The organism is Brevibacterium aurantiacum, assembly GCF_003932995.1.
Classification (GTDB): Bacteria; Actinomycetota; Actinomycetes; order Actinomycetales; family Brevibacteriaceae; genus Brevibacterium; species Brevibacterium aurantiacum.
Genome location: NZ_CP025333.1, coordinates 1,342,885 through 1,366,222, shown reverse-complemented (window position 1 = coordinate 1,366,222; position 23,338 = coordinate 1,342,885). Strand labels below are relative to the sequence as shown.

Here is a 23,338-nt window from a genome sequence, read left to right as displayed (position 1 = left end):
TCGTCCCCTCTGATCGCTGTCCCCGCATAGGAGTAGTATTCACGGCAACCGCAGTGTTGCGCTCACTCGCCGCCGCGGCTCCGTGACTACAGTCCACAGATGGGCAGGTCTATGACGGGACCATCGATGACCACCGCAGGCATCACACGACGAACCCTTCTAGTTGCCGGCACCGCCTCGGCATCGCTTGGTCTAGCCGGGTGCGCATCTGGGGCGGGAGGAAGCGAGCCGGGGAAATCCTCGACGACCTCAGCAGAGACCGGAACACAGCAGCATGCCCAGCCTCTGTCGATCGCCCAGACCGACATGCAGAAGCAGGCTACCCTTGATTCGTGCACACGCCTGGACGGGCACCCCATGTTCCACCTCACTTGGGAGGGTGCACCCGCAACCACCTCGGCGCCCGATGGAGCGAATGCGGCCGCACTGCCGACCGGATACGCCTGTACTCTCTTCGCAGCCGCCGATGCCGACGGAGCGCCGCTGGTCGCTCGCAATTTCGATTGGGACCCAGCGCCCGCCTCGGTGGTGGAATCAAAGTTGAACAACGGTCGCTCGACCTTGGCTGTGACTGACCTTCGCTATGTGGGCATCGAGTCCGAATCAGATCTCGACAACAGGCAGAAAACACAGGACCTGCCACGCTGCGAGGCGTACGCCTTCGATGGGATCAATGATTCCGGCGTCTTCATCGGCCTCGCCGCCGACGCATCGGCACGAGCCGAAGTCGTTGAGGGCCGCGAATGGCTGGGTGGCCTGGGCGTCCAGAGAATGATCCTCGACCACGCCGACACGGTCAAAGACGCCATCGAGGTATTCGACACCTATAACATCGATTTCGCGGGCGGCCCGGGACTGCATTACCTGCTCGCCGACCGTTCGGGCGCCAAGGCAGTCGTCGAGTTCGATGCCGGCAAACTCACTGTCATCCGTCCGCCATCGGGCCAGCCATGGATGTGCCTGGAGAATTTCCACATGTCGTCATTCGCCGAAGAAGATCGCATCACGCACTCCCGTTACAGCACCTGTGCGAAGACTCTCGATTCCTCTCGGGGCAAGGTCTCCGTCGACGACGCAGTCAATCTACTCAATGATGTGCGGCAACCGCATACCCAATGGCAGAGCGTCTACGGTCTCTCAGCAGGCACTCTTCGAGTCGTCGGCAAGAAGCCACACGACTACCGGCTCAGCGCCTGACACCGACATTTCCTAACGCGCCACACGGCTCCTGTTGTCTGAAATCGCCGCCACGTTCAGCTCCGCCCATCGACGCAGTGCAGCTACGGGCTCCTGCAGGGACCGGCCCAGGTCGGTCAGCGTGTATTCGACTCGTGGAGGGACCTCGGCGAAGACCTCTCTGGTCACCAGCCCATCGGCCACCAACGACCGCAGTGTCGAAGTGAGGACCTTCGGTGTGATGCCACCGATCGCCAAACGGATCTCGCTGAAGCGCTTCGGGCCCTCATCAAGGATTCCGATGATGAGGACCGTCCACTTGTCACCGACCCGATCGAGGACGATTCTGGTCGGGCATTCGGGATCGAAGGCATCGCCTTCCCAGGAACTGCTCAATCTCATATCCCAATAGTATCTTTGAGGTACTCGATATTCAAAGGATATCTTTATGGCAGTACTTCACCCCAATGAAAGGACACACCATGAAGATCGCACTGTACGGCGCATCAGGAATGATCGGATCCCGCGTCACCAAGGAAGCCACAGAGCGTGGGCTCGAGATCACCGCCATCACTCGAACCGGTGCTGAGGTGCCAGGAGCTGCGGCAAACCTCAAGGGCGATATGGGCGACGCCGAGTTCGACCGACAGGTCGTCGCCGATCATGACGTCATCGTCTCGACAACCGGCCCCAGCCGCACCGGCGCACCACACGAAGAGTGGCTGCAGGCCCTGGAGACACTGGCTCAGGCCAGCGGAGACAAGCGTGTCTTCGTCGTCGGCGGCGCCGGATCGCTCTTCGTCGGCGACACCATGCTCAAAGACACCGAAGGTTTCCCAGAGGCCTACAAGGCTGAGTCGGAGACCGGCACGAAGGCACTCGAGCTCATGCGTGCCGGCAACTACTCCCCCTGGACTCTGATCTCCCCCGCCCCAGAGATCGGCCCCGGTGAGCGCACAGGCACCTACAAAACCGAACTTGAGACGCCTGCCGGCGATTCGATCTCCGCGGAGGACTTTGCGGTGGCCATGGTCGATGAGATCGTCGACGCGAAGCACATCGACGCTCGCTTCACCGTCGCGAACTGAGCGCTGCAGAGCCTCAGCCGCTCTGATCCAGCCCCTCGTGAATGACAAGAACGCCGGGAGTGCAATCGCACTCCCGGCGTTCTTCAGAACTCATCAGGGTTCACACCGGCAATCGCCTGGGGCGAATCCTGCACTCAGGCATCAGGCCTTGGCAGTTTCCTTCTTCGGAGCCGGCTTCGAGTTGGCTGCCTCCACGAAGTTCTTGCGAGGAACATCGAGATCGGCCAGCGGCATGGCGTCGCGGCCGACGATGGCGTTGAGGATCCAGTTGCCGAAGACCTTGACCTTGCGATCCACTGTTGGGATCGCGTAGCCGTGGTAGGCGCGGTGCATCAGCCAAGCGAGGACGCCGCGGGCTTCGAAGTCGCCCATCTGCGAAACGCCCTTGTACAGGCCGAGACCTGCAACGGTGCCGATGGTCTTGTGGAAGTACTGCTTGAACTCGGTCTCTCCGCGCAGTGCGGCAAGAACGTTGGCAGCCAGCACTGGTGCCTGGCGCACGGCGTGCTGAGCGTTGGGCACGCAGTAGCCGCCCACGCCGCCACCGGAGAGGTCAGGCACAGCAGCGTTGTCGCCGGCGGCCCAAGCGCCTTCGACCACACCGTTGTCGCCCTCGACGCGCAGATCGGCGCGCACGGTCACACGACCGCGCTCATCGAGAGGCAGGTCCGAGTCGACGAGGATCGGGTTGGCCTTGACGCCAGCCGACCAGACGATGGTGTCGGCGTCGAATTCTTCGCCGCTGGAGAGCTTGATGTGCTTGTCGGTGCAGTCCTGGAGGAAGGTCTCGAGGTACACGTCGATGCCGCGTTCGCGCATGTGCTCAACGACCCAGCGAGCCTGAGCTTCGCCGACCTCGGGCATGACACGATCGAGTGCCTCGACGAGGACGAAGCGGACATCGGCTTCGGTCAGCGTCTCGTACTGAGCCACTGCGGAGCGGACAACGTCTTCGAGCTCGGTGAGGAGTTCGATGCCAGCGAATCCGCCGCCGACGAAGACGAAGGTCAGCGCCTTGCGACGCTCATCATCGTCTTCCATCAGCGAGGCATCGGCCAAGCGGCTGAGGAGGTGATCGCGAAGTGCGACAGCTTCCTCGATGCGCTTGAGCGCGATGGCGTTCTCCTTGAGGCCTGGGATCGGCAGAGCACGCGCCACCGAACCGGCGGCCATGATGATGTGGTCGTAGTCGAGCTCGAACGCTTCGTCGTTCTCCGGCTCGACGGTGACGAACTTGTCGCCGTGATTGATCGAGGTGACCTTCGCGGTGATGACTTCAGCACCGGAGAGGTTGCGGCGCAGCGGCACGACAGCGTGACGCGGCTCGATGGACCCGGCAGCCACCTCGGGGAGGAACGGCAGGTAGGTCATGTACGGGTTGGGATCGACCACGGTCACTGTGGCTTCGCCACGACCGAGGTTCTTCAACAGATTCTGAGCGGTAACGAGACCAAGGTAGCCGCCACCAACGACGAGGATTCGAGGACGCAATTTTGAGTTTCTGATGAGTGCCATATGCCCATCCTAGGCCTTTGTGAAAACTTTCACTAATTGAATCTCGACGCCCCAGATGAGAGGTTCAGCACCAGGTTCGATCACCGTCTGCGGCGAATGAAAACCACCGCGGAAAGCACGAAGAGGATCACCGCAATGAGGGCGCCAGCGCCCAGAACCGAGTAGCCCAACATGGGTGTCGACTGTGATGAGACGACGTCCTTCGGCGCGACCGCCTTCGGGTTGTTGTCCTCGGCCGGGACTGCGTTTTCGGTCTCGGACGGATCGGATGCCGCGCGTCGGTGCATCGTCACCCAATCGGCAAGGTCGTCGGCCGCGCTGGGCACGGTCTTCGGAACGCCTGACTTCATCGCGGCCTTCGGATCGAGCCGGCCCCAACCGACGATCGGATCCGGTTTGTCCTTTTTGCTCTGCCCCTTATGTCCGGGGACCGGCTTGGCCGTCAAAGTCAGCTTGGCGGTGACTTCATCGGCGCTGAGGTCGGGATCCTCGGCCCGGATCAGCGCTGCCACGCCGGAGACGATGGGTGAGGCAAAGGAACAGCCCTGCCCCTCGGCATAGCCGCCCGAGTAGTAAGGGATCGGAATGTCTTCCGCCGGCCCCATGAGATCCACGGCCGTTCCGGGCGCTGTGGATTCGGATAGGACGCGGTTCTTCTTACCCAGTCCGCCGACTCCGATGACACCGGGCACTGTCGACGGTGACCACGCCTGCGTGGCTCCCTGGGAGGCATTGCCGACACAGGCGATGACGACGACGTCCTTCTTATAGGCATAGGCGAAGGATTCGTCCCAGCTTGAAGGCCAGGCAGGATCGTCCCAACCCAGAGACATGTTGATGACTTTGGCTCCCGAGTCGACGGCCCACCTGATCGCCTTGTCGGCCTGCTCGCGAGTCGAGCCGGATTCCTTCGGCCGCTCAGGTCCCAACCACATCGACGCAGAGAGAATATCGACGTCGGGGGCGACTCCCGTCGGGCCTGCGCCTTTCCCCTGACCGGCGATGACGCCGGCGACGGCGGTGCCGTGATGGATGGTGGTCTTGCCGCCGATGGGTGTCTTGCCGTCTTTGTCGAGTCCGCTGAAGTCCTTGGACTTGCTGACCACGCCTTTGAGGTCCTCATGTTTGGTGTTGACACCTGAATCGATGACGGCGACCTTCACACCTTTGCCCGTGGACTTCTTCCACATGTCATCGATGCCGTACTTCTTGATGTACCACTGCCCGGGTCCGGGTTCAGGTGCAGCAAGCGCCGGCTGAGTCGTGCCCATGACCAGCCCCAGCACCAGGGAGCCGACGAGTGCGAGCTTCGCGGTGCGCTTTCCAGCGCGGAGACGCTTGGGAGCCGTCAGTTCCCGCGCGGCGACAGGCTTCACGACTGCGTGCGCGCGAGGTCGAGCGCGGTGCCGTCGAGGATGTCCGTCTCCGAGACCATGATGTCGAGCTCGGCTCCGGCATTCTTGACTGCAGAGTCGATGCGGGCTGCGATGCGGGCGAACAGGAGTCCCCCGGCCGCGATGACGTCGACGCGTCCGGGGTGCATGTACGGCAGTGCGGCACGAGCCTCACGCCCCATGCTCAGCAGTTCATCGGCCTCGGCGTCGATGTCTGCCACACGCAGATGGGTGCCGTGGATGCGTTCACGCTGGTAGCTCTCAAGGTCGAGGATTCCCGCGGTCAGTGTGGTGACGGTGCCGGCAACCCCGATCATCGTCCGCGGCGCAGCGAGGTTGACGATCTCTGCCGCCTTGTCCAGGTTGGCGTCGATGTCGTCGATGGCCGCCTGGATCTGCGCCTGGTCGGGGACGTCGACGGACATGTGTCGTTCGGTCAGGCGCACGGATCCGATGTCCATGCTCACCGCCGCGGTGACTCTTTCGATGCCGAGGACCAGTTCGGTTGAGCCCCCACCCAGGTCCATGACGAGGAACGGGCCGCTGTCGGCAGAACGTCCGACGGTGGCGCCGAGGAATGACAGATGGGCCTCTTCATCACCGGTGATGACGTCGGGCACGACGCCGAGGATGCCGAAGATTCCGGCGGAGAACTCATCACGGTTCTTCACATCACGGCTGGCGGAGGTGGCGACGAATCTCAGTTTCTCCGGTGAGTACTCGGCGGCTACCTCGGCGAACTCTCGAGCTGCGGCAAATGTGCGTTCGAGGGCTTCGGGGGCGAACTCACCCGTTGCGTCGACTCCCTGGCCCAGTCGCACGATCCGGGTTTCGCGACGCAGTTCGGTCATCTGACCCTGCTCGTCGACATCGGCGATGAGCAGACGCAGGGAATTGGTCCCACAGTCGAAGGCGGCTACGCGCATGAGCTTTCCTATTCGCTTGCCTCGGTCGAGGCGCCCTCTGCGCCTGCCGGGGTGGGGACGTCGGTCATGAAGGAGATGGCGCGGTCGCCGATCGGGTTGACTCCTGCACCCGCGGCCAGTGAGTGTCCGACGAGAGCGTGCAGGCATTTCACTCGGGTGGGCATGCCACCGGCGGTGTAGTCCTTGATCTCTTCCACCTCGGCGATTCCGGCAGACTGTCCGATCTCCGACCGTGTTGCGAGGTAGGCAGCGTGGGCCTTGGCGTAGGCGGCCGCGAGTTCCTCGTCTTCGGCGATCTCGGCGCTCCATTCGGTCATGATTCCCGAGGCTTCGAGGCGTGAGCATTCAGCGACGAAGGCAGGGTGCGTGAGGTAGAAGGTGGTGGGGAACGGTGTGCCGTCCTCGAGCCGGGGAGCGGTCGCGACGACCAGCGGCTCACCTGAAGTGCTGCGGGCGGCGATCCCGACGACGCCGCGCGGAATCCGCCCGAGCTGTTCCTTCAGTATGGCGAAGTCCGCCTCGGTGCACTCTGTGATCATCAGCCCTTCTCCACGGTATTGCCGACCTCTTGAATCGACTCCAGCAACTCAAGGTACCAGGCTTGCTTGCGCTGCGGACGGTCAGCATCCGGATCGTCACCGTCGATCGCCTCCTGGTTGGTGACGATGACCGCGTTCTTGCCCTCTTCCACGTAGTACTGGTCCTTGCGGGCCTTGCGTTTGATGTACGCGGGGTCCTTGAGATTCTCGTTCTTCTCTTCCAGCCCCTGGACCTCGGACTTCGTCGATTCGATCTCGCTGTTGAGTGCCGCGATCTGCTGTGCCTGCTTGAGTGCGGAGTTGATCGAGGGAAGAAATGTGACGAGCACGATGGCGATGACGAGGAGGAAGACACCTGTCTGCCAGGACAGTTTCCGTTTGCGAGTGCCCTCGGTGGACTGAGCCTCGACGACCGGCGTTGGGCGTCGACGGGGAGCGGCTCGGCCCGGAGCCGATTTGGGGGCGCTGTTTCTGGGTTTGCTCGGAACCATGTCTCTTTCCTCTGCGACCGGGGATGGGGAAGGCAGTCACAACACATCTAAGTCTGCCGTGTCAGCATCCGGACTGCGAGGATTTGGGTGTCGTGGCGTGTTCTATTTTTCGAAAGTCTGAATCCGCCCGGTTCGCTCGCCTCTCTAGCGCGCCCACCCCTGTCGTCTCAGGCCGTCGCTCGGGCCACTCACGCCCCGTCGCCTCAGGCGGCCGTTCTGTCTGACGCCGCCGCGGCTGACACACGCCCTTCGCATTCAGGCTCGCGGCCCTCACCCTCGTCGCAGGCGCATGCCCTCCCCTTACCTTCACGTCCTACAACTAGTTCAGCTCCCGGCACCGCCAGCTCTAAAACCTCGTGTTGCTACTGGGTGATTTAGCGCTCACGGTGCAAGGTACGAAGCCTGTCGCTCGCACCTTGATACTTTGCGACCGTCGCACTCCCCTCCCCAGCCCCCGCGCCAGACGCATGTACCCACAGAGTTATCCACAGGCCTAAGAAACTACATTGTAGTTTGCTATCTTTTGATGCAGTTTAGTTTCATGTACAAAATTATGACCACACAACAGATCATCCGGCTTGGGTTCACTCACGCAGACATTCGGCGGGCTCGAAGCTGCTGCGTTCGTCGGCTGTCTCGCGGCGTCTATTCGGTCAGACACGTCTGCACCGTGGAAGGCCATCGGCGACTGTGGGCCAGCATCATTGAAGGAACTCATTCGGAGTTCACCGAGCACGGAGACCTCCGCGACCAGATCGAAGAGCTCGACGCCGCAGTCATGGCTCGATGCGAAGTCAGGTTCCAGAAGCAGAGTCAGGAGGCACGGCAGGAAGAAACTAACACCGCGAATGGATCAGACACAGCAACCCGAACGTCGCCGGCATCTCCCCCGGCTGAGGTGTTCTCGCACATCTCCGCTGCCCTCATCCACGGCCTGCCTATTGCCTACCCCGTCACTCACCAGGTGGAGGTGGTGCGCCCTGGAGTCAACCGCAGGTTCAAGAGCATCCATGTCAGGGGCGTGACAACCCCGAAGCATCACCGTCAGAGAGTTCGCGGCACCGAGGTGACGACGCTGGAGCGAACACTCATTGACGTGGCGCGCACATACAACTCCGATATCTCGGTGTCGATGCTCGACGATGCCCTGCACCGCGGACTGACGACAAGGGAGAAGATCCTGGCGACTCTGGCGCAATGCCTGGAGACCAGGAACACCAAGAAGGTTCATCTCGCCCTCGAACTGGCCGATGCCCGTCGCGAGTCCCCCGCCGAGTCGATCGCCGCGGTGAGGTTCTTTCAGCACGGATTCGTCGGTTTCGTGCCCCAAGTTGAGTTCGACGCACCCTCGCTGCGAAGAAAGATTCGCGTCGATTTCTGCCATAAAGCAGCTCGGCTGATCGTTGAGATCGATGGACTTGGAAAGCTGTATCTCGGCTCGGGAGTGCCACGGGACGAACTCGAACGCGAACGGCGCAGAGAACAATGGCTGCGTGATCAGGGCTGGCGGGTCATCAGAGTCACGTGGAAAGAGCTCTTCACAGAGGCGAAGTTCGAAGAGATCAGGCGGGCCCTCATGAGCGCCAGGTGACTTTCCATCGATGCGGTCGGCTGCCTCGATAGACCCGTCGCCCGCAGCTTCATGAACAACCTCTGCAAATGTATGAATTGCGCGGTGCGGGTGGAGTTGCTGTATTCCCGGGGTGTTCTGCGAGGGACAGGAGGTTTTGGAGTCGCGAAGAGGTTGTGTGATCGCGAAGCACACCGACCTCAGCAGCAACGACCCACCGATGAATGTCGCCGAGGCGGGGGCCGGGTGACCTTTGATGATCACCTGACCCCCGCCTCGGGGATGAAGCCATTCAGCGCCTCAGCGCTGCAGTCGTTCAGCCGACCGCGCGAAGTTCACTCAGCCGTCGAAGCGCGGGAATGCTCCTCGTCCGGCGTACCGGGCGGCGTCGCCGAGCTGCTCTTCGATGCGCAGCAGCTGGTTGTACTTGGCCACACGCTCGGACCGTGCCGGAGCGCCTGCCTTGATCTGGCCGGCGTTCGTGGCCACGGCCAGGTCGGCGATCGTCGTGTCCTCGGTCTCACCCGAACGGTGGGAGATCATCGTCGTGTAGCCGTTGGTCTGTGCCAGCGACACTGCGTCGAGGGTCTCCGTGAGCGTACCGATCTGGTTGACCTTCACGAGCAGAGAGTTCGCGGTGTTGTTGTCGACACCGCGCTGGAGCCGCTCGGGGTTCGTGACGAAGAGGTCATCGCCGACGAGTTGAACCTTTGAGCCGATGGACTGGGTCAGCGTGGCCCAGCCCTCCCAGTCGTTCTCGTCCAGGGGGTCCTCGATGGACACGAGCGGGTACTTGGCCAGCAGACCCTCGTAGTAGGCAGCCATGTCCTGAGCCGACTTCTTCTCGCCTTCGAACTCGTAGGCTCCGTCTGAGTAGAACTCCGAGGAGGCCACGTCGAGTGCCACAGCGATGTCACGGCCCGGACGGTGTCCGGCGAGCTCGATGGCCTCGAGGATGAGGTCGAGCGCCGCGGCATTGGAGTCGAGGTTCGGCGCGAATCCGCCCTCATCACCGAGTCCGGTGGACAGACCGCGTTCCTTGAGCACGCCTTTGAGCGCGTGGTAGACCTCGACGCTCCACTGCAGTCCCTCGTGGAAGCTGGCCGCACCGATCGGGGCGATCATGAATTCCTGGATGTCGACGTTGGAATCGGCGTGCGATCCACCGTTGAGGATGTTCATCATCGGAACGGGCATGACGTGCGCGTTCGGTCCGCCCAGGTAGCGGTAGAGCGGCAGGTCCGCGGACACTGCGGCTGCACGAGCCACTGCCAGCGAGGTGCCGAGGATGGCGTTGGCACCCAGGCGGGACTTGTTCTCGGTGCCGTCGAGCTCGATCAGAGCCTGGTCGACCAGTCGCTGGTCATCGCTTTCCAGGCCGACGATGACTTCATGGATCTCGTCGACAACTGCGTCAACAGCACTGGTGACGCCTTTGCCCAGGTAACGTTCCGGGTCTCCGTCGCGCAGCTCCACGGCTTCGAACTCACCGGTGGAAGCACCGGAAGGGACACCGGCACGACCGACGGATTCGTCGGCTAACAGCACTTCCACCTCGACGGTGGGATTTCCCCGGGAATCCAGGATTTCACGGGCGTTTGCGGCAACAATCTCAGCCACTGATTACTCCTTCGCAATTGGTTTCACATGGGGAACATGTGCCTGCAGGACAGCTTAATGCACCGCGGCACCGGGCTTGCTCTCCGGCTCAGCCCTGGACGGATTCTTCGCGGTTCACGGGTGCCAGCAGCTGTCGGCGCAGCTTCTCCGGACTCTCCGGGGCCATTCCATGCTCAAGCAGATAGGCCTCGACACCGTTCTCGCCGTACTTGCCCTCGATGGAGTCAAGGATTTTGGCCATGAGTTCCGGCGGTGCCGCTGTTGCGGTCTCGGCGAGGTTGCCGGAGATGCCGGCATCGGCGAAGTTTCTGACGATGTTCTCGAGGAAGCCGCCGGACAGGTGCTGCGAGGTGATTGCGTAGTCCTCGAGGATCTCGTGTCGGCCCACGACGAGGAGGATCTGGATGAATGCGGCGACCACTCCGGTCCGGTCCTTGCCGGCAGAGCAGTGGAAGACCACGGCCACGCCACAGCTTTGTGCAACGACGTCGACGGCCATGGCCAGGCGGGTCCCGAAATGGCCGATCATGAGGTCATAGATCTTGCTCAGCGAGCGATCTGAGAGGTCCATGCCGGTCGCTTCGGCGGCCTTTTTCATCTCCTCGCGGCTGAGCTGCTTCGCGGGGAAGAAATGATCATCGAAGATGGGCAGCTCGATGTGGTTCACACCGAGTCCATCAAGGGCGTCGGGCAGCTTGGACCGCTCCCCCACGTCACGCAGATCCACGACGGTGGTGATGCCGAGTGCTCTGAGGTCGGCACGCGACTTGTCTGTGAGCTGGGCGAGTCCGTCGGCGCGGTAGACCTTGCCTGTGGCGACGGTCGTATCTCCCGCCGAGGTGGGAGATCCTCCGATGTCGCGGAAATTGAATGTGCCTTCGATGTCGATGCGATCCAAGCTCACTGATTATCGTCTTTCTGCTGCTTCTCTTCGGTCTTGATCCGGCGGTACTCGCGTTCGACGTCTTCGAGCTCAGGCATCTCGTCGTCACGACTGTCCTCACCGAAGGCCAAGGGGTGGCGTCGGATGAGCTTTTCCTCGAGTCCGTCGATGATGAGTCCCAGTGTGTGGCCGTAGGGAGCGGACCCGCTCTCATCCAACAGGGCCGAGTGGAAGAGGACCTGGTAGAAGACGTCTCCGAGCTCCTCGACGACGGCCGCCCGGTGCGCAGGACTGGCATCGCTGCGGTAGTCCTCGAGCGCTTCGATGAGCTCTTCGGTTTCTTCGCGCGCATACTTCTCGAGACTTCCGTGGTCCTGCTTGCTCGACCAGGGGCACCGGCGACGCAGAGTCGCCATCGCCTCGATCGCTCCCTGCGTCTGTGCCGGGGTGACGCCGGTGGTCCCGGCTTCGACGACATCAGCGCTTGAGGTGTCGTTCAAGCCCGATACCCTTGACTGCTCCACTGCCGTGCCGCCTTCCGATTCCTCACTGGCCGAACAATAAGAATGACCCCCACCGCGGGTGCGATGGGGGCCGAATTCCTCATTACTTGCTGAACTTGTCCTTGACGTCTTTGCCGAGGTCCTTGACCTTCTCACCGACCTGCTTGGACTTGCCCTTGAGCTGCTCAGCAGACCCTTCGGCCTTGAGCTCGTCGTCGCCGGTCATGTCGCCGACGGTCTCCTTGGCCTTGCCGGAGAATTCTTCAGTCTTGTTGTCGAACTTGTCGTCAAAACCCATGGTGGCTCTCCTTAAGTCGCACGGTACGTCTGTACCTGTATTCGCACTCTACGCTAGCAAGAGCGGTCGAATGTGGACTTTCAGAATACGTGCAGATTACCCTCACGTCGATCATCACAGTTCCGGGCCTGCGACCTCGCCACGATCACACTCCGGCCTCGACGACTTCGGAGGCAACGACCGGCACGATCGCATCGAGGAACTGGTGAGCCCAACGCAGGATGTCGGAATCGGTCATCTCCTTGGCATCGAAGCCGCTGCCGGACATCGGCTTGGGTACGAGCACCGACCTGATCGCCGGCTTGAGCAGAGACTTCGGGTAGAGCCGCTTGAGCCGCACCACCTGCGAATCTTCAAGTTCGAGCGGACCGAAGCGCACGAAGTTGCCTTGGACGACGATGTCGTTGATCCCCGATGCTTTGGCCCTGATCCGCAGCCTGGCGACATCGGCGAGCACTCCCACGGACTCCGGGTAGGGCCCGTATCTGTCGACGAGCTCGTCGAGGACTTCCTGCAGTTCGCTCTCGTTCGTCGCGGCGGCCAGCTTCCGATAGGCCTCAAGCCGCAGCCGTTCGTGGTCGACGTACTCTGCCGGCAGATGTGCGTCGACGGGCAGCTCGATGCGCATATCGGCCTCGGGCTCGGTGTCCTCCCCGCGGAAGTTGGCGACGGCCTCCCCCACGAGCCGCACGTAGAGGTCGAATCCGACCCCCTCGATCTGTCCGGACTGCTGTCCGCCGAGGAGGTTGCCGGCACCGCGGATCTCGAGGTCCTTCATAGCCACCTGCATGCCGGCGCCGAGCTCTGTGTGGGCGGCCAGCGTAGTCAGACGGTCGTGAGCCGTCTCCGTGAGTGTCGTGTCTGCCGGGTAGAGGAAATAGGCGTAGGCCCGTTCCCTGCCACGACCGACCCGACCGCGCAGCTGGTGCAGCTGCGAGAGTCCGAAGCGATCAGCGTGATCGATGATGAGCGTGTTGGCGTTGGAGATGTCGATGCCGGTCTCGACAATCGTCGTGCACACGAGCACATCGAACTTCTTCTCCCAGAAGTCAACGATGACCTGTTCCAGGCGCTGTTCGTTCATCTTTCCGTGGGCAATGGCGATCCTGGCCTCGGGAACGAGTTCGGCGATGTGGCCGGCCACGGATTCGATGTCCTTGACTCTGTTGTGGATGTAGAAGACCTGGCCCTCGCGCATGAGTTCGCGACGGATCGCGGCCTTGATCTGCTTGTCTTCCTTCTTACCCACGTAGGTCAGCACCGGATGGCGCTCCTCGGGCGGGGTGGCCAAGGTCGACATCTCTCGGATGCCGGTCACGGCCATCTCCAGGGTTCTTGGGATCGGAGTTGCCGACATCGCGAGCACGTCCACATTCGTGCGCATCGCCTTGAGCGTCTCCTTGTGTTCGACGCCGAAGCGCTGCTCCTCGTCGATGATGACCAGGCCCAGGCTCTTGAACCTCACCTCGCCGCTGAGCAGGCGGTGTGTGCCGATGACGAGGTCGAGCTTGCCTGCGGCCAGATCTTCGACGACCTTGTCCGACTCCTTCTTCGTCTGGAAGCGAGAGAGCGCCCCGACAGTGACGGGGAAGCCTGAGTAGCGTTCGGCAAACGTTTCGAGGTGCTGCTGCACGAGCAGAGTCGTGGGCACGAGCACGGCGACCTGTTTACCGTCCTGGATCGCCTTAAATGCCGCACGGACTGCGATCTCGGTCTTTCCGTAGCCGACGTCGCCGCAGATCAGACGGTCCATTGGGACTGCCTTCTCCATGTCGCCCTTGACCTCGTCGATGGTCGTGAGCTGATCGGCGGTCTCCACATAGTGGAAGGCGTCTTCGAGTTCACGCTGCCATGGTGTGTCCGGCCCATAGGTGTGGCCGACGGTGGCCTGTCTGGCCGAGTAGAGGCGGACGAGTTCGCCGGCGATCTCCTTGACCGCCTTCCTGGCCTTGGCCTTCGTCGTCGACCAGTCGGAGCCGCCCATCTTGTTCAGGGTCGGACTCTCCCCGCCGACGTAGCGGCTGACCTGGTCGAGGGCATCGCTGGGCACGTACAGACGGTCTCCGGGCTGACCGCGCTTGGCCGGGGCGTATTCGAGGATGAGGTACTCACGAGTGTGCTTGTTCGGGCCCTTGCCCGTCGTCCGCTGCGTCATCTCAACGAATTTGCCGACACCATGCTGGTCGTGGACCACGAAGTCGCCGGGCGCCAGGTTGAGCGGGTCCACCTGGTTGCGTTTGCGCCGAGTGGGCAGGCGACGCATGTCCCTCGTCGAGGTGGCTGCTGCGCGTCCGAGCACATCGGCTTCGGTGAGGACGGCCAGTTTGAGGTCGTCGAAGACGAACCCGCCGAAGGGTGCGGCGGTGGTGACGGTGACCAGGGCCTCGGGGAGGTCCGCCGGGTCGTCGACGAAGGTCGCCGGCACTCCGGCTTCCGAGAACACCTCGACCATGCGCTGGCCCGGCCCCTGGCCTTCGGTGAGGACGAGGATGCGCCACTTGTCGTGGATGAGTCCCTTGACGTCGGTAAGGATCGCTTCGACGTCGCCGGCATATCCTCGAGGTGCGCGAGCCGGTACGGGGAACAGGTTCTCCGTCGGTGAGACGAGTTCTTCATCGGTGGAGAAGCCGCCGAGCTCCCACCAGGCCAGGCCGATGAGGCGAGCGCCCTCCTCCATCTCCTCCATCGTCCGGAAAGTCGCTGCGGACAGATCGATCGGGGATTCTCCGCCGGCTGCGGCCCCTGACCACGCAGCCTCGAGGAATTCGTTCGTCGTCACAACGAGGTCGGCGGCCCTGGCGTGGACGCGTTCGGGTTCGGTGATGATGATCTTCGTGGCCTCAGGCAGCAGAGCGATGATCGGCTCCATGCCATCGGCCAACACGGCAGACAGCGATTCATTACCCTCGACGGCGACACCGCCGGCGATCTTGTCGAGCATGTCCGAGGCGGCCGGCAGCGTCTGGGACAGCGCGGCGGCACGTTCGCGGATGGAGTCGGTGAGCAGGAGCTCACGACAGGGCGGGGCCGAGAGAGTCAATGGCTGAGCATCCGCCTCGGCGGGAATGGACCTCTGGTCGCTGACGGAGAACTCGCGGATCTCGTCGATCTCGTCACCGAAGAATTCGATGCGCAGGGCATGCTCGTCGGTCGGTGGGAAGATGTCGACGATGCCGCCGCGAACCGCGAACTCACCTCGGCGGGAGACCATGTCCACTCGTGAGTAGGCCAGTTCGGTCAGGCGTTGGGAAAGCTGGTCGATCTCGTATTCGTCTCCGACGCCCAGTTCCACCGGCTCGATGTCTCCGAGCCCCTTGACCAAGGGCTGCAGGAAGGCGCGGACCGGGGCGATGATGAAGGCCAGGTGTCGGTCCGGGCTGGGGTGGGCCAGGCGGTGCAGGATCTGCAGGCGCTGCCCGACGGTGTCGGAACGAGGTGAGAGCTTTTCGTGTGGGAGAGTCTCCCAGCTGGGGAAGATCGCGATCGAATCTTCGGCCACCCAGTCCGCCAGCGACCGGGCCAGGTCCTCGGCCTCACGGGTCGTGGCCGTGACGATGAGCTGTGGTGCCGAGGTGGTCGAGCCGGAATCGGCGGACACGAGCGTTCGGCGCAGGATCGATGGCCACAGTCCCCTGATCGCATCGATCGTCCCACCGGTGGTCTCCGGGTCGTTGAACGCTGAGACGAGGTCAGTGATGGTGGGGTTCTGGCGTGTGAGATCGAGTCCATTGAGCACCATGCAATTCTAAGCCACGGGCCGGACACGAGAAACGACAACGCCTGTGCTCCGCACTCTGCGCGCGCGGACGTGTGAAGATGAGAGTATGTCTTACCGCGCTCTGTTCGCATCTGTGGCGGCCGCGACGCTGCTCCTGTCAGGATGTACCGCTGAAGAAGAAATTCCCCAACCCGATCGTTGGGATTTCCACAGCAGACCCGACCTCAACCCGCCGCAGATCGACATCGACGTCACCTCTCCCCCACCGAAGGAAGAGAAGGACCTCACGACGTTTATCGCCCCCAAGGGGCAGACCGCCGCTGATGAGGAGTCATGGGTCGGCGGGCTCATCCTCGACTCGGCCGGAGAGCCGGTCTGGGCGCGGCAGGGTTCGGGACAGATGTGGGACTTACGGGTCCAGGAATACCAGGACGAACCGGTCCTCACCTGGTGGGAAGGTCTGGCGCAGACCCCTGAAACGGCAGGCGAGGTCGTCATGCTCGATGACAGCTACAACGAGATCGCCCGGGTCGGCATGGGTGGGGACCTGGCGCACAAGACCTCGGATCTGCACGAGACGACGATCACCGACGACGACACGATGCTTCTCCTGTCCTACATCAAGACCCAGACGGATCTCAGCTCTGTGGGAGGTGCGAAGGACGGCTGGGTCTGGGAGGGAGTCGTCCAGGAGGTCGACATCGCCACCGGCGAACCCGTGGTCGAATGGCGGACTCTCGATGACGTTCCCGTCGACCAGACGGAGTCGAAGCTCAAGGACGGCGAAGGCACGGAGGAGGAGCCGTTCGACTACATCCACCTGAACTCGGTGTCCGTCGACGACGACGGGAAGTCTCTGCTCGTCTCTGCCCGCAACACGCACGCGATCTATCAGCTCGATCGCAAGGACGCTGACCTGCAGTGGGTGCTGGGCGGATCCGCCAGCGACTTCGAGATGGGCGAAGGCGCGGCCTTCGCCTGGCAGCATGATGCTCAACGCCGCGATGACGGCAAGATCACTCTCTTCGACAATCATGCCGCACCCCGCCTCGGCGATTCCCGGGGGTTGCGCCTTGACGTGGACGAAGAGGCGAAGAGGGCCACGGTCGACACCGAATACCCGGCTCCCGATGATCGTTCCTCGGGAAGTCAGGGCAATTTCCAGGAGTTGGACAATGGCAACGTGTTCATCGGCTGGGGTTCAGAACCGTACTTCTCCGAGTTCACCAACGATGGCAAGCTGCTCTACGACGCGACGTTCACGGGCGGCTCGAACTATCGGGCCTATCGCTTCGATTGGCAGGCGACCCCGTCGGCACCGCCGACTGCGACGAAGTCCGAACCGGGCGAGGGCATCACACGCGTGCATATGAGCTGGAACGGAGCGACCGAGGTCGCGGCCTGGCGCATCCTCAGCGGTGACAGCGAGGAACAGCTGACAGAGACTGCGGTCGTCGACCGAGAAGGCTTCGAGACCGCCGCCGATGTCACCCCCACCGGTTCCCGGATCGTCGTCGAGGCGCTGGATGAGAACAAGGAGGCGATCGGCAGCACAACGGTGGAGTGAAGCCCCCGAGATCTCAAGACTGTAACGGGCCTAACGGATCGGACACGATTGTCTCCGCGCCCCGGTTCTTCGGCGTTCTCCAAGCTTCATCACCCACAATTGAAACATGAGTTCCGACCAGTCCCCTCGCTTCACCTCCGCAGAATCCCAGTTCATCTTCGGCAACGATTCAACCGCCTCCGATTCCCCCAGGTCAGGCGGCCACACACAGGCAGGCTCGCCCAAGGTCGCCAATCTGCGCACAAGCGTCAGCCGCGATCATAGGCTCGCGCGTTTCGTCCCCGTCATCGCCCTTTTGGCGCTCATGTGGGTGATTGAGATCATCGACACCCTCCTGCCTGCTGATCTCGATATGCTCAGCCTGCAGTCCTGGAACCCGCTGTCGCTCTACGGAGTGGTGACCTCTCCCCTGCTGCACTCGGGATTCGGCCATCTCACGGCCAATACGTTCCCGTTCCTCATCCTCGGCCTGTGCATCGCCATTGAGGGCCAACGTCGATTCTGGCTCGTCACCGCCATCACAGCAGTGGTCTCCGGTCTCGGCGCCTGGCTGACGACTCTGCCGGTCGGACAGCACATCGTCGGTGCCTCAGGCATCGTGTTCGGGTTCTTCGGATACCTGGCGGTGCGCACCTGGTTCACCGATGACATTCTCCGCAAGATCGTCTACTTCGCCCTCGGCTTCTTCGTCTTCATCACCTTCGGCGCATCGATGATCTTCGGGATGCTGCCCCAGGACAACGGGATCTCCTGGCAGGGTCATCTCTTCGGCTTCGTCGGCGGCGTCCTCGCCGCCTGGATCATCCACCGCAAGCGTCAGGGTGTCACTTCAGGGAAGGCACCGACTGCCCAGCAGTGACCGTCACTGTCATTTCGAGTGGTATTTGAGTTGGACCTTCTCGAGTCCCTCGACGATGTACATCTCCACAGCATCGGCGAGGTCCGAGATGAAGATCGGCAGTGTTGCGCGTTCGTCCTTGGAGAAGGGCTTGAGCACATAGTCGGCGGTGTCCTGGCGGCCCAGAGGCCGTCCGACGCCGGCGCGGATTCGGGGATAGTTCTTCGTCCCCAGCGCCGAGGTCATTGATCGCAGTCCGTTGTGTCCGCCTTCTCCCCCGCCGACCTTGGCCTTGATGGTGTCGTAGGGGATGTCGACATCATCGTGGACGGCGATGATCCGGTCGGTGTCGATCGAGTAGAAGTCGGCGAGCTGTCTGACCGGCCCGCCCGATTCGTTCATATAGCCCGTCGAGGTGGCCAGGACCACTCGCGGTCCGGGAACGCCGGGGATCGAGCCTGTCGGCAGTCGGGATGTGCCGACGTTGGAGCGCAGCTTCGTGCGGGTGAGATTGACGCCGATGCGGTGTGCGAGTTCGGCGATGACCATCTGCCCGATGTTGTGTCGCGTCGTTTCGTATTTGGGGCCGGGATTGCCCAAGCCGAAGACCAGCCATGCTTCGTTCGTCATCGTCGTCCTTCGCTCGTACTGTGTCCGTGCCCATCGAGGTCGCCTGAATGGTCAGGAGCCCCTGTTTGTTCCGTGTCTGCGAATTCCTTCGTTCCTGCGAAACGAATTCGGTGGGCCGTTTCGTCAACGACCCACCGAATTCACAGCTCAGGCTGCGCCCATCATGCAGGCGCATCCGCAGAAGCCGAGGTCACTCGTCCTCGGTCTTCTCCTCTGCTTCGCCTTCTGCAGCTTCTTCGCCCTCTGCAGCTTCCTCGGTGGTCTCTTCTGCATCAGACTCGGTGTCCATCTCGGCCTCTTCCGAGACGTTGACGACGAGCATCTCAGGATCGGCGGCAAGCTCGATGCCCGAAGCCAGTTCGATCTGTCCGGCCAGAACGTGCTCACCGGCGGCGCGGCCGTCGATGGTGACCTCGATGTACTCAGGCAGCTTGGTGGCGTCGGCCTTGATGAGGATGGTCGACTCTTCCTGCTGAACCATGGTGCCCGGTGCGGATTCGCCGATGAGGTGAACGGGAACGTCGACCTCGACCTTTTCGCCGCGCTTGACGATGATGAGGTCGAGGTGCTCGATCTCACGTGTCACAGCGTCGGTCTGCACGTCGCGGGCGATGGCGAGAACGTTCTTGGCACCGTCGGTGCTTTCGATCTCGAACAGGGCGTTGGCGTGCTTGAGTGCCATCATGGTGGCGTGGCCGTCAATCGAGATGTGCACAGGGTCTCCGCCGTGTCCGTAGACGACTGCGGGGATACGTCCCGCGCGGCGGGTCCGGCGGGCAGCGCCCTTGCCGAATTCGGTGCGGGGTTCGGCGATGAGTTTGAAGTCAGCCATTTTCTCTCCTTCGTGGTGTCCTTATCTTGCAAGCACCACGGCGAAACAGCCTTCAACCGCACTGTCGCTGCTCGATTCGGCCGCGATGGGCCGGTCAGCGCTGTGGGTCAGGACCGCGTCGATAACGGAAACATGTGTTTCCCTCGCCGAGGCAACCCCATCATTCTAGTTCACCGTCACCGATGGCACCAAGTCGGGACACCACCGCCGTCGCGCAGGCATCGATTCCGGTCTCGGTGAGCAGGATGTCGTAATGGTTCGTACCCGGCACGTCGATGACTGCCATCTCCTCCCACCGCTGCCGGTAGGCGGCCACGAGCTCAGGTGGGTAGAGTCCCGGCTCGGATGCGACGAGGTCACGTTCGGCGAAGAGGAACGTCACCTCGGCCTGGCGTCGCTGACTGCTCATCACCGCCGCCAGGGAGTTGTGATAGGCGCCCCCGGAGTACATGTCGGCGAAGTCGGCCTGCATCGCCTCGACTGGGGTGGAGGGTTGGAAGCTGTGATCGTCCTTGGCGGCAAGGTCGTAGACGAAGCTCTCCGTGGCCACGGTGTCGAGCCCGTCGACGAAGGCCGGGTGCGCGGCGAAGAAGGCGAGGTACTCCTCGACCGAGCCGAAGGACATCGACAGCCTCTCGGCGGCCGGACCGAGGACCGGGGCGATGAGATCATCGGTGTCCAGGTCCTGGTCGTAGAGATCATCGAGCGCTTGCGAGCCGCTGCCGCTGCCTGCCTCCGGCACGGACAGCGGGAGTCCCCCGTCGATGAGGACAGGTCCGCGGAAACGGTCGGCCACCTCGGCGTCGGAATCGACCCCAGCGCCCATCCCGGCCAGGGTCATGGCGACGAAGCCGCCCATGGAATGTCCGACCAGTGTGACCGGACCGGGTTCGGCGAAGGTGTCGATGGCGGTGAGGACGTCTTCGGCATGGGCCTTCATCCCGAACGGTGGGCCCAGCAGATGGGAGTCGGCGCGTCCGCGCAGGTCGGGGCCGATGATGCGCACCCCGGGAAGCGCTGAGACCAGACCGGCGAAGAACAGATGGTTCGAGGTGATGCCGTGGATGACGCACACGGTGGGGACGCGGCCGGGCTCGAAGGCCACCGGTTCCCAGACGCCGACGGACAGTTCGCCGCCGGAGACGCTGACTCGGTACCGATTGTAATCGTGGGACGACATCGTCACGGTTCCCTTCACTCTGTTGTCTCCAGTGTAGAGGGAACCTCCCGAGGCAGAACGAACCCCGAGCCGAAAGATCGGCTCGGGGTTCGAATCAGATGAAGCGTCGGCGGAAGGTACCTCAGACCTCGAAGAGGCTGGTGACCGATCCGTCTTCGAAGACCTCGTGCACGGCGCGGGCGATCAGCGGAGCGATCGAGAGCACGGTGAGCTTGTCGAACATCTTGTCCTCGGTCAGCGGCAGCGTGTTCGTCACGATGACTTCCTGCGCCACGGAGTTCGACAGGCGTTCGACTGCCGGGCCGGAGAACACTGCGTGCGTCGAGACCACGATGACTCCGGTGGCACCGGCGGCCATGCAGGCATCGGCGGCTTGGACGATGGTTCCGCCCGTGTCGATCATGTCATCGACGAGGACGCAGGTGCGGCCCTCGACCTCACCGACAACGCGGTTGGCCTTGGTTTCGTTCGGACGTGTGATGTCGCGCGTCTTGTGGATGAATGCCAGGGGCACTCCACCCAGCGAGTTCGACCAGTTCTCGGCGACCTTGATGCGACCGGCGTCGGGTGAGACGACGGCGAGGTCGCCGGGGTACTTGTCCTTGACGTAGCCGGCGAGGATCGGCATTGCGATGAGGTGATCGACCGGTCCGTCGAAGTAGCCCTGGATCTGCGCGGTGTGCAGGTCGACGGTGATGATGCGGTCGGCACCGGCCGTCTTGTACAGGTCGGCCACGAGACGGGCCGAGATGGGCTCACGTCCGCGGTGCTTCTTGTCCTGACGGGCGTAGGGGAAGAACGGTGCGATGACCGTGATCCGCTTCGCTGAGGCGCGCTTGAGAGCGTCGACCATGATGAGCTGTTCCATCAGCCATTCGTTGATGGGCGCACTGTGCGACTGCAGGACGAAGACGTCGCAGCCACGGACCGATTCGGAGAACCGGACGTAGATCTCTCCATTGGCAAAGTTGTAAATGTCGGTGGGGAGGAGCTCCGTCCCCAGGTTCTCAGCGACTTGTTCAGCGAGTTCGGCGTTCGCACGCCCACTGACCAGGACGAGCTTCTTCTCGCCTGCTGTCGTTATTTCATTCACTTGCCGGTTCCCCTTCAGATGCGGCCTCGGCTGCCTGCGCTGCAGGTGTGCCGGGGCGGTTGCTGACGACCCAGCCCTCCAGGTTACGCTGTGGCGCCACGGTTATGGCAAGCGCTCCCGCAGGGACATCTTTGCGCACTGTTGTGCTCGCACCCGAGTAGGCGCCGTCGCCTACCGTGACAGGGGCGACGTACATATTGTCCGAGCCCATGCGTGCGTGCTTTCCGACGACGGTGCGGTGCTTGTTGACACCGTCGTAGTTGACGAAGACCGATGCGGCACCGATGTTGGAGCCCTCACCGATCTCGGCGTCGCCGACGTAGGACAGATGCGGCACCTTCGCGCTCCGTCCGATGTCGGCGTTCTTCGTCTCCACGAAGGTGCCGATCTTCCCATCCTCGCCGAGGTTGGTCCCAGGTCGCAGGTACGCGAACGGTCCGACCTTGGCTCCGGGGCCGACGACGGCCAGTTCCGAATGGGTGCGCACGACCTGTGCCCCGGCACCCACCTCGGTGTCCTTGAGGGTCGAGTCGGGACCGACCACGGCACCGGAGGCGATGTCGGTGGCACCGAGGAGCTGAACACCGGGAAGGATGGTGACGTCCTCACCCAGAGACACGTCCATGTCGATCCAGGTGGTGTCGGGGTCGATGATGGACACACCGGCGCGCATCCACTTCTCGCAGACGCGACGGTTGAGTTCCTTGCCGAGGTTGGCCAGCTGCACACGGTCGTTGGCGCCCTCGACCTGCCACAGATCCTGGGTGGCCGTGGCGGCGACGGAGTGACCGGCGTCGCGGGAGAATCCGATGACGTCGGTGAGGTACTTCTCGCCCTGGGCGTTGTCCGTGGTCAGTGAGGCGAGACCGTCGCGCAGTGCCGCGGCGTCGAAGGCGTAGATGCCGGAGTTGATCTCCCGGATGCTGCGCTGGTCTTCGCTGGCGTCCTTCTGCTCGACGATGCGCAGCAGTGAACCGGAGGCGTCGCGGACGATGCGTCCGTAGCCGTTGGGATCGTCCACCTCGGCGGACAGGACCGTGACGGCATTGTGCGAGGACTCGTGGACCTCGACGAGGCTGTTGATCGTGTCCGCGGTCAGCAGCGGCACATCACCGTAGGTCACGACCACGGTGCCGGAGAGATCCTCGGGCAGCTGGGTCAGTGCGCACTCGGTGGCGCGGCCGGTGCCGGGGACTTCATCCTGATCGGCGATGAGAACGGTCTGCGTCGAATTGATCGACAGTGATTCGAGGTGGGAGACGAGCTGGTCACGCTCGTGCCTGACGACCACGACGAGGTGTTCCGGGGTGGCACCTGCTGCTGCCGAGATGGAGTGGTGGAGCAGGGATCGGCCGCCGATCGGGTGCAGGACCTTCGGCAGGGTCGACTTCATACGGGTGCCTTGGCCAGCGGCCAGAACGATGACGGCGGTAGGTCGGGTCTGCGACATTCTAGAATCCTTCGCAAGTCGGATTGG

The 23,338-nt window shown here is 62.9% G+C and carries 21 protein-coding genes; 5 read left to right on the top strand and 16 right to left on the bottom strand.

The features are described from left to right. Nucleotides 1–99: 99 nt before the first annotated feature. Nucleotides 100–1,197 (top strand): carcinine hydrolase/isopenicillin-N N-acyltransferase family protein, encoded by a 1,098-nt coding sequence (locus CXR25_RS06355; protein ID WP_096160511.1) that lies wholly within the window; start codon nt 100–102, stop codon nt 1,195–1,197. Nucleotides 1,198–1,209: 12 nt separating this feature from the next. Here the strand turns inward: CXR25_RS06355 and CXR25_RS06350 are convergent, their stop codons facing one another. Next, entirely contained in the window at nt 1,210–1,578 is a 369-nt protein-coding gene (locus CXR25_RS06350; protein WP_114385064.1) for a winged helix-turn-helix transcriptional regulator, read from the bottom strand. A gap of 80 nt (nt 1,579–1,658) precedes the next feature. Here CXR25_RS06350 and CXR25_RS06345 point away from each other — a divergent pair, with 80 nt between their 5' ends. Continuing rightward, entirely contained in the window at nt 1,659–2,264 is a 606-nt protein-coding gene (locus CXR25_RS06345; protein WP_009883993.1) for an NAD(P)-dependent oxidoreductase, read from the top strand. Between the two features lie 141 nt (nt 2,265–2,405). On the opposite strand, the gene CXR25_RS06340 is transcribed toward CXR25_RS06345, so the two are convergent. From CXR25_RS06340 to CXR25_RS06320, 5 genes are all read right to left on the bottom strand, one after another. Further along, nucleotides 2,406–3,779, bottom strand: coding sequence for an NAD(P)/FAD-dependent oxidoreductase (locus CXR25_RS06340; RefSeq protein WP_096158492.1), 1,374 nt, complete (start codon nt 3,777–3,779; stop codon nt 2,406–2,408). An 80-nt stretch (nt 3,780–3,859) separates the two neighbouring features. Beyond that, on the bottom strand, nt 3,860–5,155 hold the full coding sequence (locus CXR25_RS06335; RefSeq protein ID WP_096161597.1) for a S8 family peptidase: 1,296 nt from the start codon (nt 5,153–5,155) through the stop codon (nt 3,860–3,862). Beyond that, nucleotides 5,152–6,099, bottom strand: coding sequence for a Ppx/GppA phosphatase family protein (locus tag CXR25_RS06330; RefSeq protein ID WP_096167573.1), 948 nt, complete (start codon nt 6,097–6,099; stop codon nt 5,152–5,154). The genes CXR25_RS06335 and CXR25_RS06330 overlap by 4 nt, the downstream gene beginning before the upstream one ends. Nucleotides 6,100–6,107: 8 nt before the next feature. Then, complete coding sequence (locus tag CXR25_RS06325; protein ID WP_009883997.1) at nt 6,108–6,638, bottom strand: DUF501 domain-containing protein; 531 nt, start codon at nt 6,636–6,638, stop codon at nt 6,108–6,110. Further along, nucleotides 6,638–7,129 (bottom strand): FtsB family cell division protein, encoded by a 492-nt coding sequence (locus tag CXR25_RS06320; protein WP_009883998.1) that lies wholly within the window; start codon nt 7,127–7,129, stop codon nt 6,638–6,640. Before CXR25_RS06320 ends, CXR25_RS06325 begins: the two co-directional genes overlap by 1 nt. A gap of 898 nt (nt 7,130–8,027) precedes the next feature. On the opposite strand from CXR25_RS06320, the gene CXR25_RS06315 reads away from it, so the two are divergent. Further along, a complete protein-coding gene (locus CXR25_RS06315) occupies nt 8,028–8,720 on the top strand; it encodes a DUF559 domain-containing protein (protein ID WP_241212394.1) in 693 nt (230 codons plus the stop codon). Nucleotides 8,721–9,038: 318 nt separating this feature from the next. Here the strand turns inward: CXR25_RS06315 and eno are convergent, their stop codons facing one another. From eno to mfd, 5 genes are all read right to left on the bottom strand, one after another. Further along, on the bottom strand, nt 9,039–10,319 hold the full coding sequence (gene eno, locus CXR25_RS06310; protein WP_009884000.1) for a phosphopyruvate hydratase: 1,281 nt from the start codon (nt 10,317–10,319) through the stop codon (nt 9,039–9,041). 88 nt (nt 10,320–10,407) lie between these two features. Continuing rightward, the gene (locus tag CXR25_RS06305) at nt 10,408–11,223 is read right to left on the bottom strand and encodes a tyrosine-protein phosphatase (protein WP_101583356.1); all 816 of its coding nucleotides are present in this window, start codon (nt 11,221–11,223) and stop codon (nt 10,408–10,410) included. Then, nucleotides 11,220–11,702, bottom strand: coding sequence for a MazG nucleotide pyrophosphohydrolase domain-containing protein (locus CXR25_RS06300; RefSeq protein WP_009884002.1), 483 nt, complete (start codon nt 11,700–11,702; stop codon nt 11,220–11,222). Before CXR25_RS06300 ends, CXR25_RS06305 begins: the two co-directional genes overlap by 4 nt. A gap of 106 nt (nt 11,703–11,808) precedes the next feature. Beyond that, a complete protein-coding gene (locus CXR25_RS06295) occupies nt 11,809–12,003 on the bottom strand; it encodes a CsbD family protein (RefSeq protein ID WP_096161593.1) in 195 nt (64 codons plus the stop codon). 145 nt (nt 12,004–12,148) lie between these two features. Further along, complete coding sequence (mfd, locus tag CXR25_RS06290) at nt 12,149–15,742, bottom strand: transcription-repair coupling factor (RefSeq protein ID WP_114385063.1); 3,594 nt, start codon at nt 15,740–15,742, stop codon at nt 12,149–12,151. A gap of 85 nt (nt 15,743–15,827) precedes the next feature. On the opposite strand from mfd, the gene CXR25_RS06285 reads away from it, so the two are divergent. Further along, entirely contained in the window at nt 15,828–17,288 is a 1,461-nt protein-coding gene (locus CXR25_RS06285; RefSeq protein ID WP_101556638.1) for an arylsulfotransferase family protein, read from the top strand. Nucleotides 17,289–17,394: 106 nt separating this feature from the next. Further along, nucleotides 17,395–18,147 (top strand): rhomboid family intramembrane serine protease, encoded by a 753-nt coding sequence (locus CXR25_RS06280; protein WP_009884006.1) that lies wholly within the window; start codon nt 17,395–17,397, stop codon nt 18,145–18,147. Between the two features lie 9 nt (nt 18,148–18,156). Here the strand turns inward: CXR25_RS06280 and pth are convergent, their stop codons facing one another. The 5 genes from pth to glmU all read right to left on the bottom strand — a co-directional run bounded on the left by pth (nt 18,157) and on the right by glmU (nt 23,311). Next, the gene (pth, locus tag CXR25_RS06275) at nt 18,157–18,756 is read right to left on the bottom strand and encodes an aminoacyl-tRNA hydrolase (RefSeq protein WP_096158485.1); all 600 of its coding nucleotides are present in this window, start codon (nt 18,754–18,756) and stop codon (nt 18,157–18,159) included. Nucleotides 18,757–18,946: 190 nt separating this feature from the next. Beyond that, complete coding sequence (locus CXR25_RS06270) at nt 18,947–19,588, bottom strand: 50S ribosomal protein L25/general stress protein Ctc (protein WP_009884008.1); 642 nt, start codon at nt 19,586–19,588, stop codon at nt 18,947–18,949. A 160-nt stretch (nt 19,589–19,748) separates the two neighbouring features. After that, nucleotides 19,749–20,768 carry an alpha/beta fold hydrolase gene (locus CXR25_RS06265; RefSeq protein ID WP_035279106.1) on the bottom strand — a complete coding sequence of 340 codons (1,020 nt, stop codon included), beginning with the start codon at nt 20,766–20,768 and terminating at the stop codon, nt 19,749–19,751. A gap of 121 nt (nt 20,769–20,889) precedes the next feature. Continuing rightward, on the bottom strand, nt 20,890–21,861 hold the full coding sequence (locus tag CXR25_RS06260; protein WP_009884010.1) for a ribose-phosphate diphosphokinase: 972 nt from the start codon (nt 21,859–21,861) through the stop codon (nt 20,890–20,892). Further along, nucleotides 21,854–23,311 (bottom strand): bifunctional UDP-N-acetylglucosamine diphosphorylase/glucosamine-1-phosphate N-acetyltransferase GlmU, encoded by a 1,458-nt coding sequence (gene glmU / locus CXR25_RS06255; RefSeq protein ID WP_009884011.1) that lies wholly within the window; start codon nt 23,309–23,311, stop codon nt 21,854–21,856. The genes CXR25_RS06260 and glmU overlap by 8 nt, the downstream gene beginning before the upstream one ends. Nucleotides 23,312–23,338 lie beyond the last annotated feature (27 nt).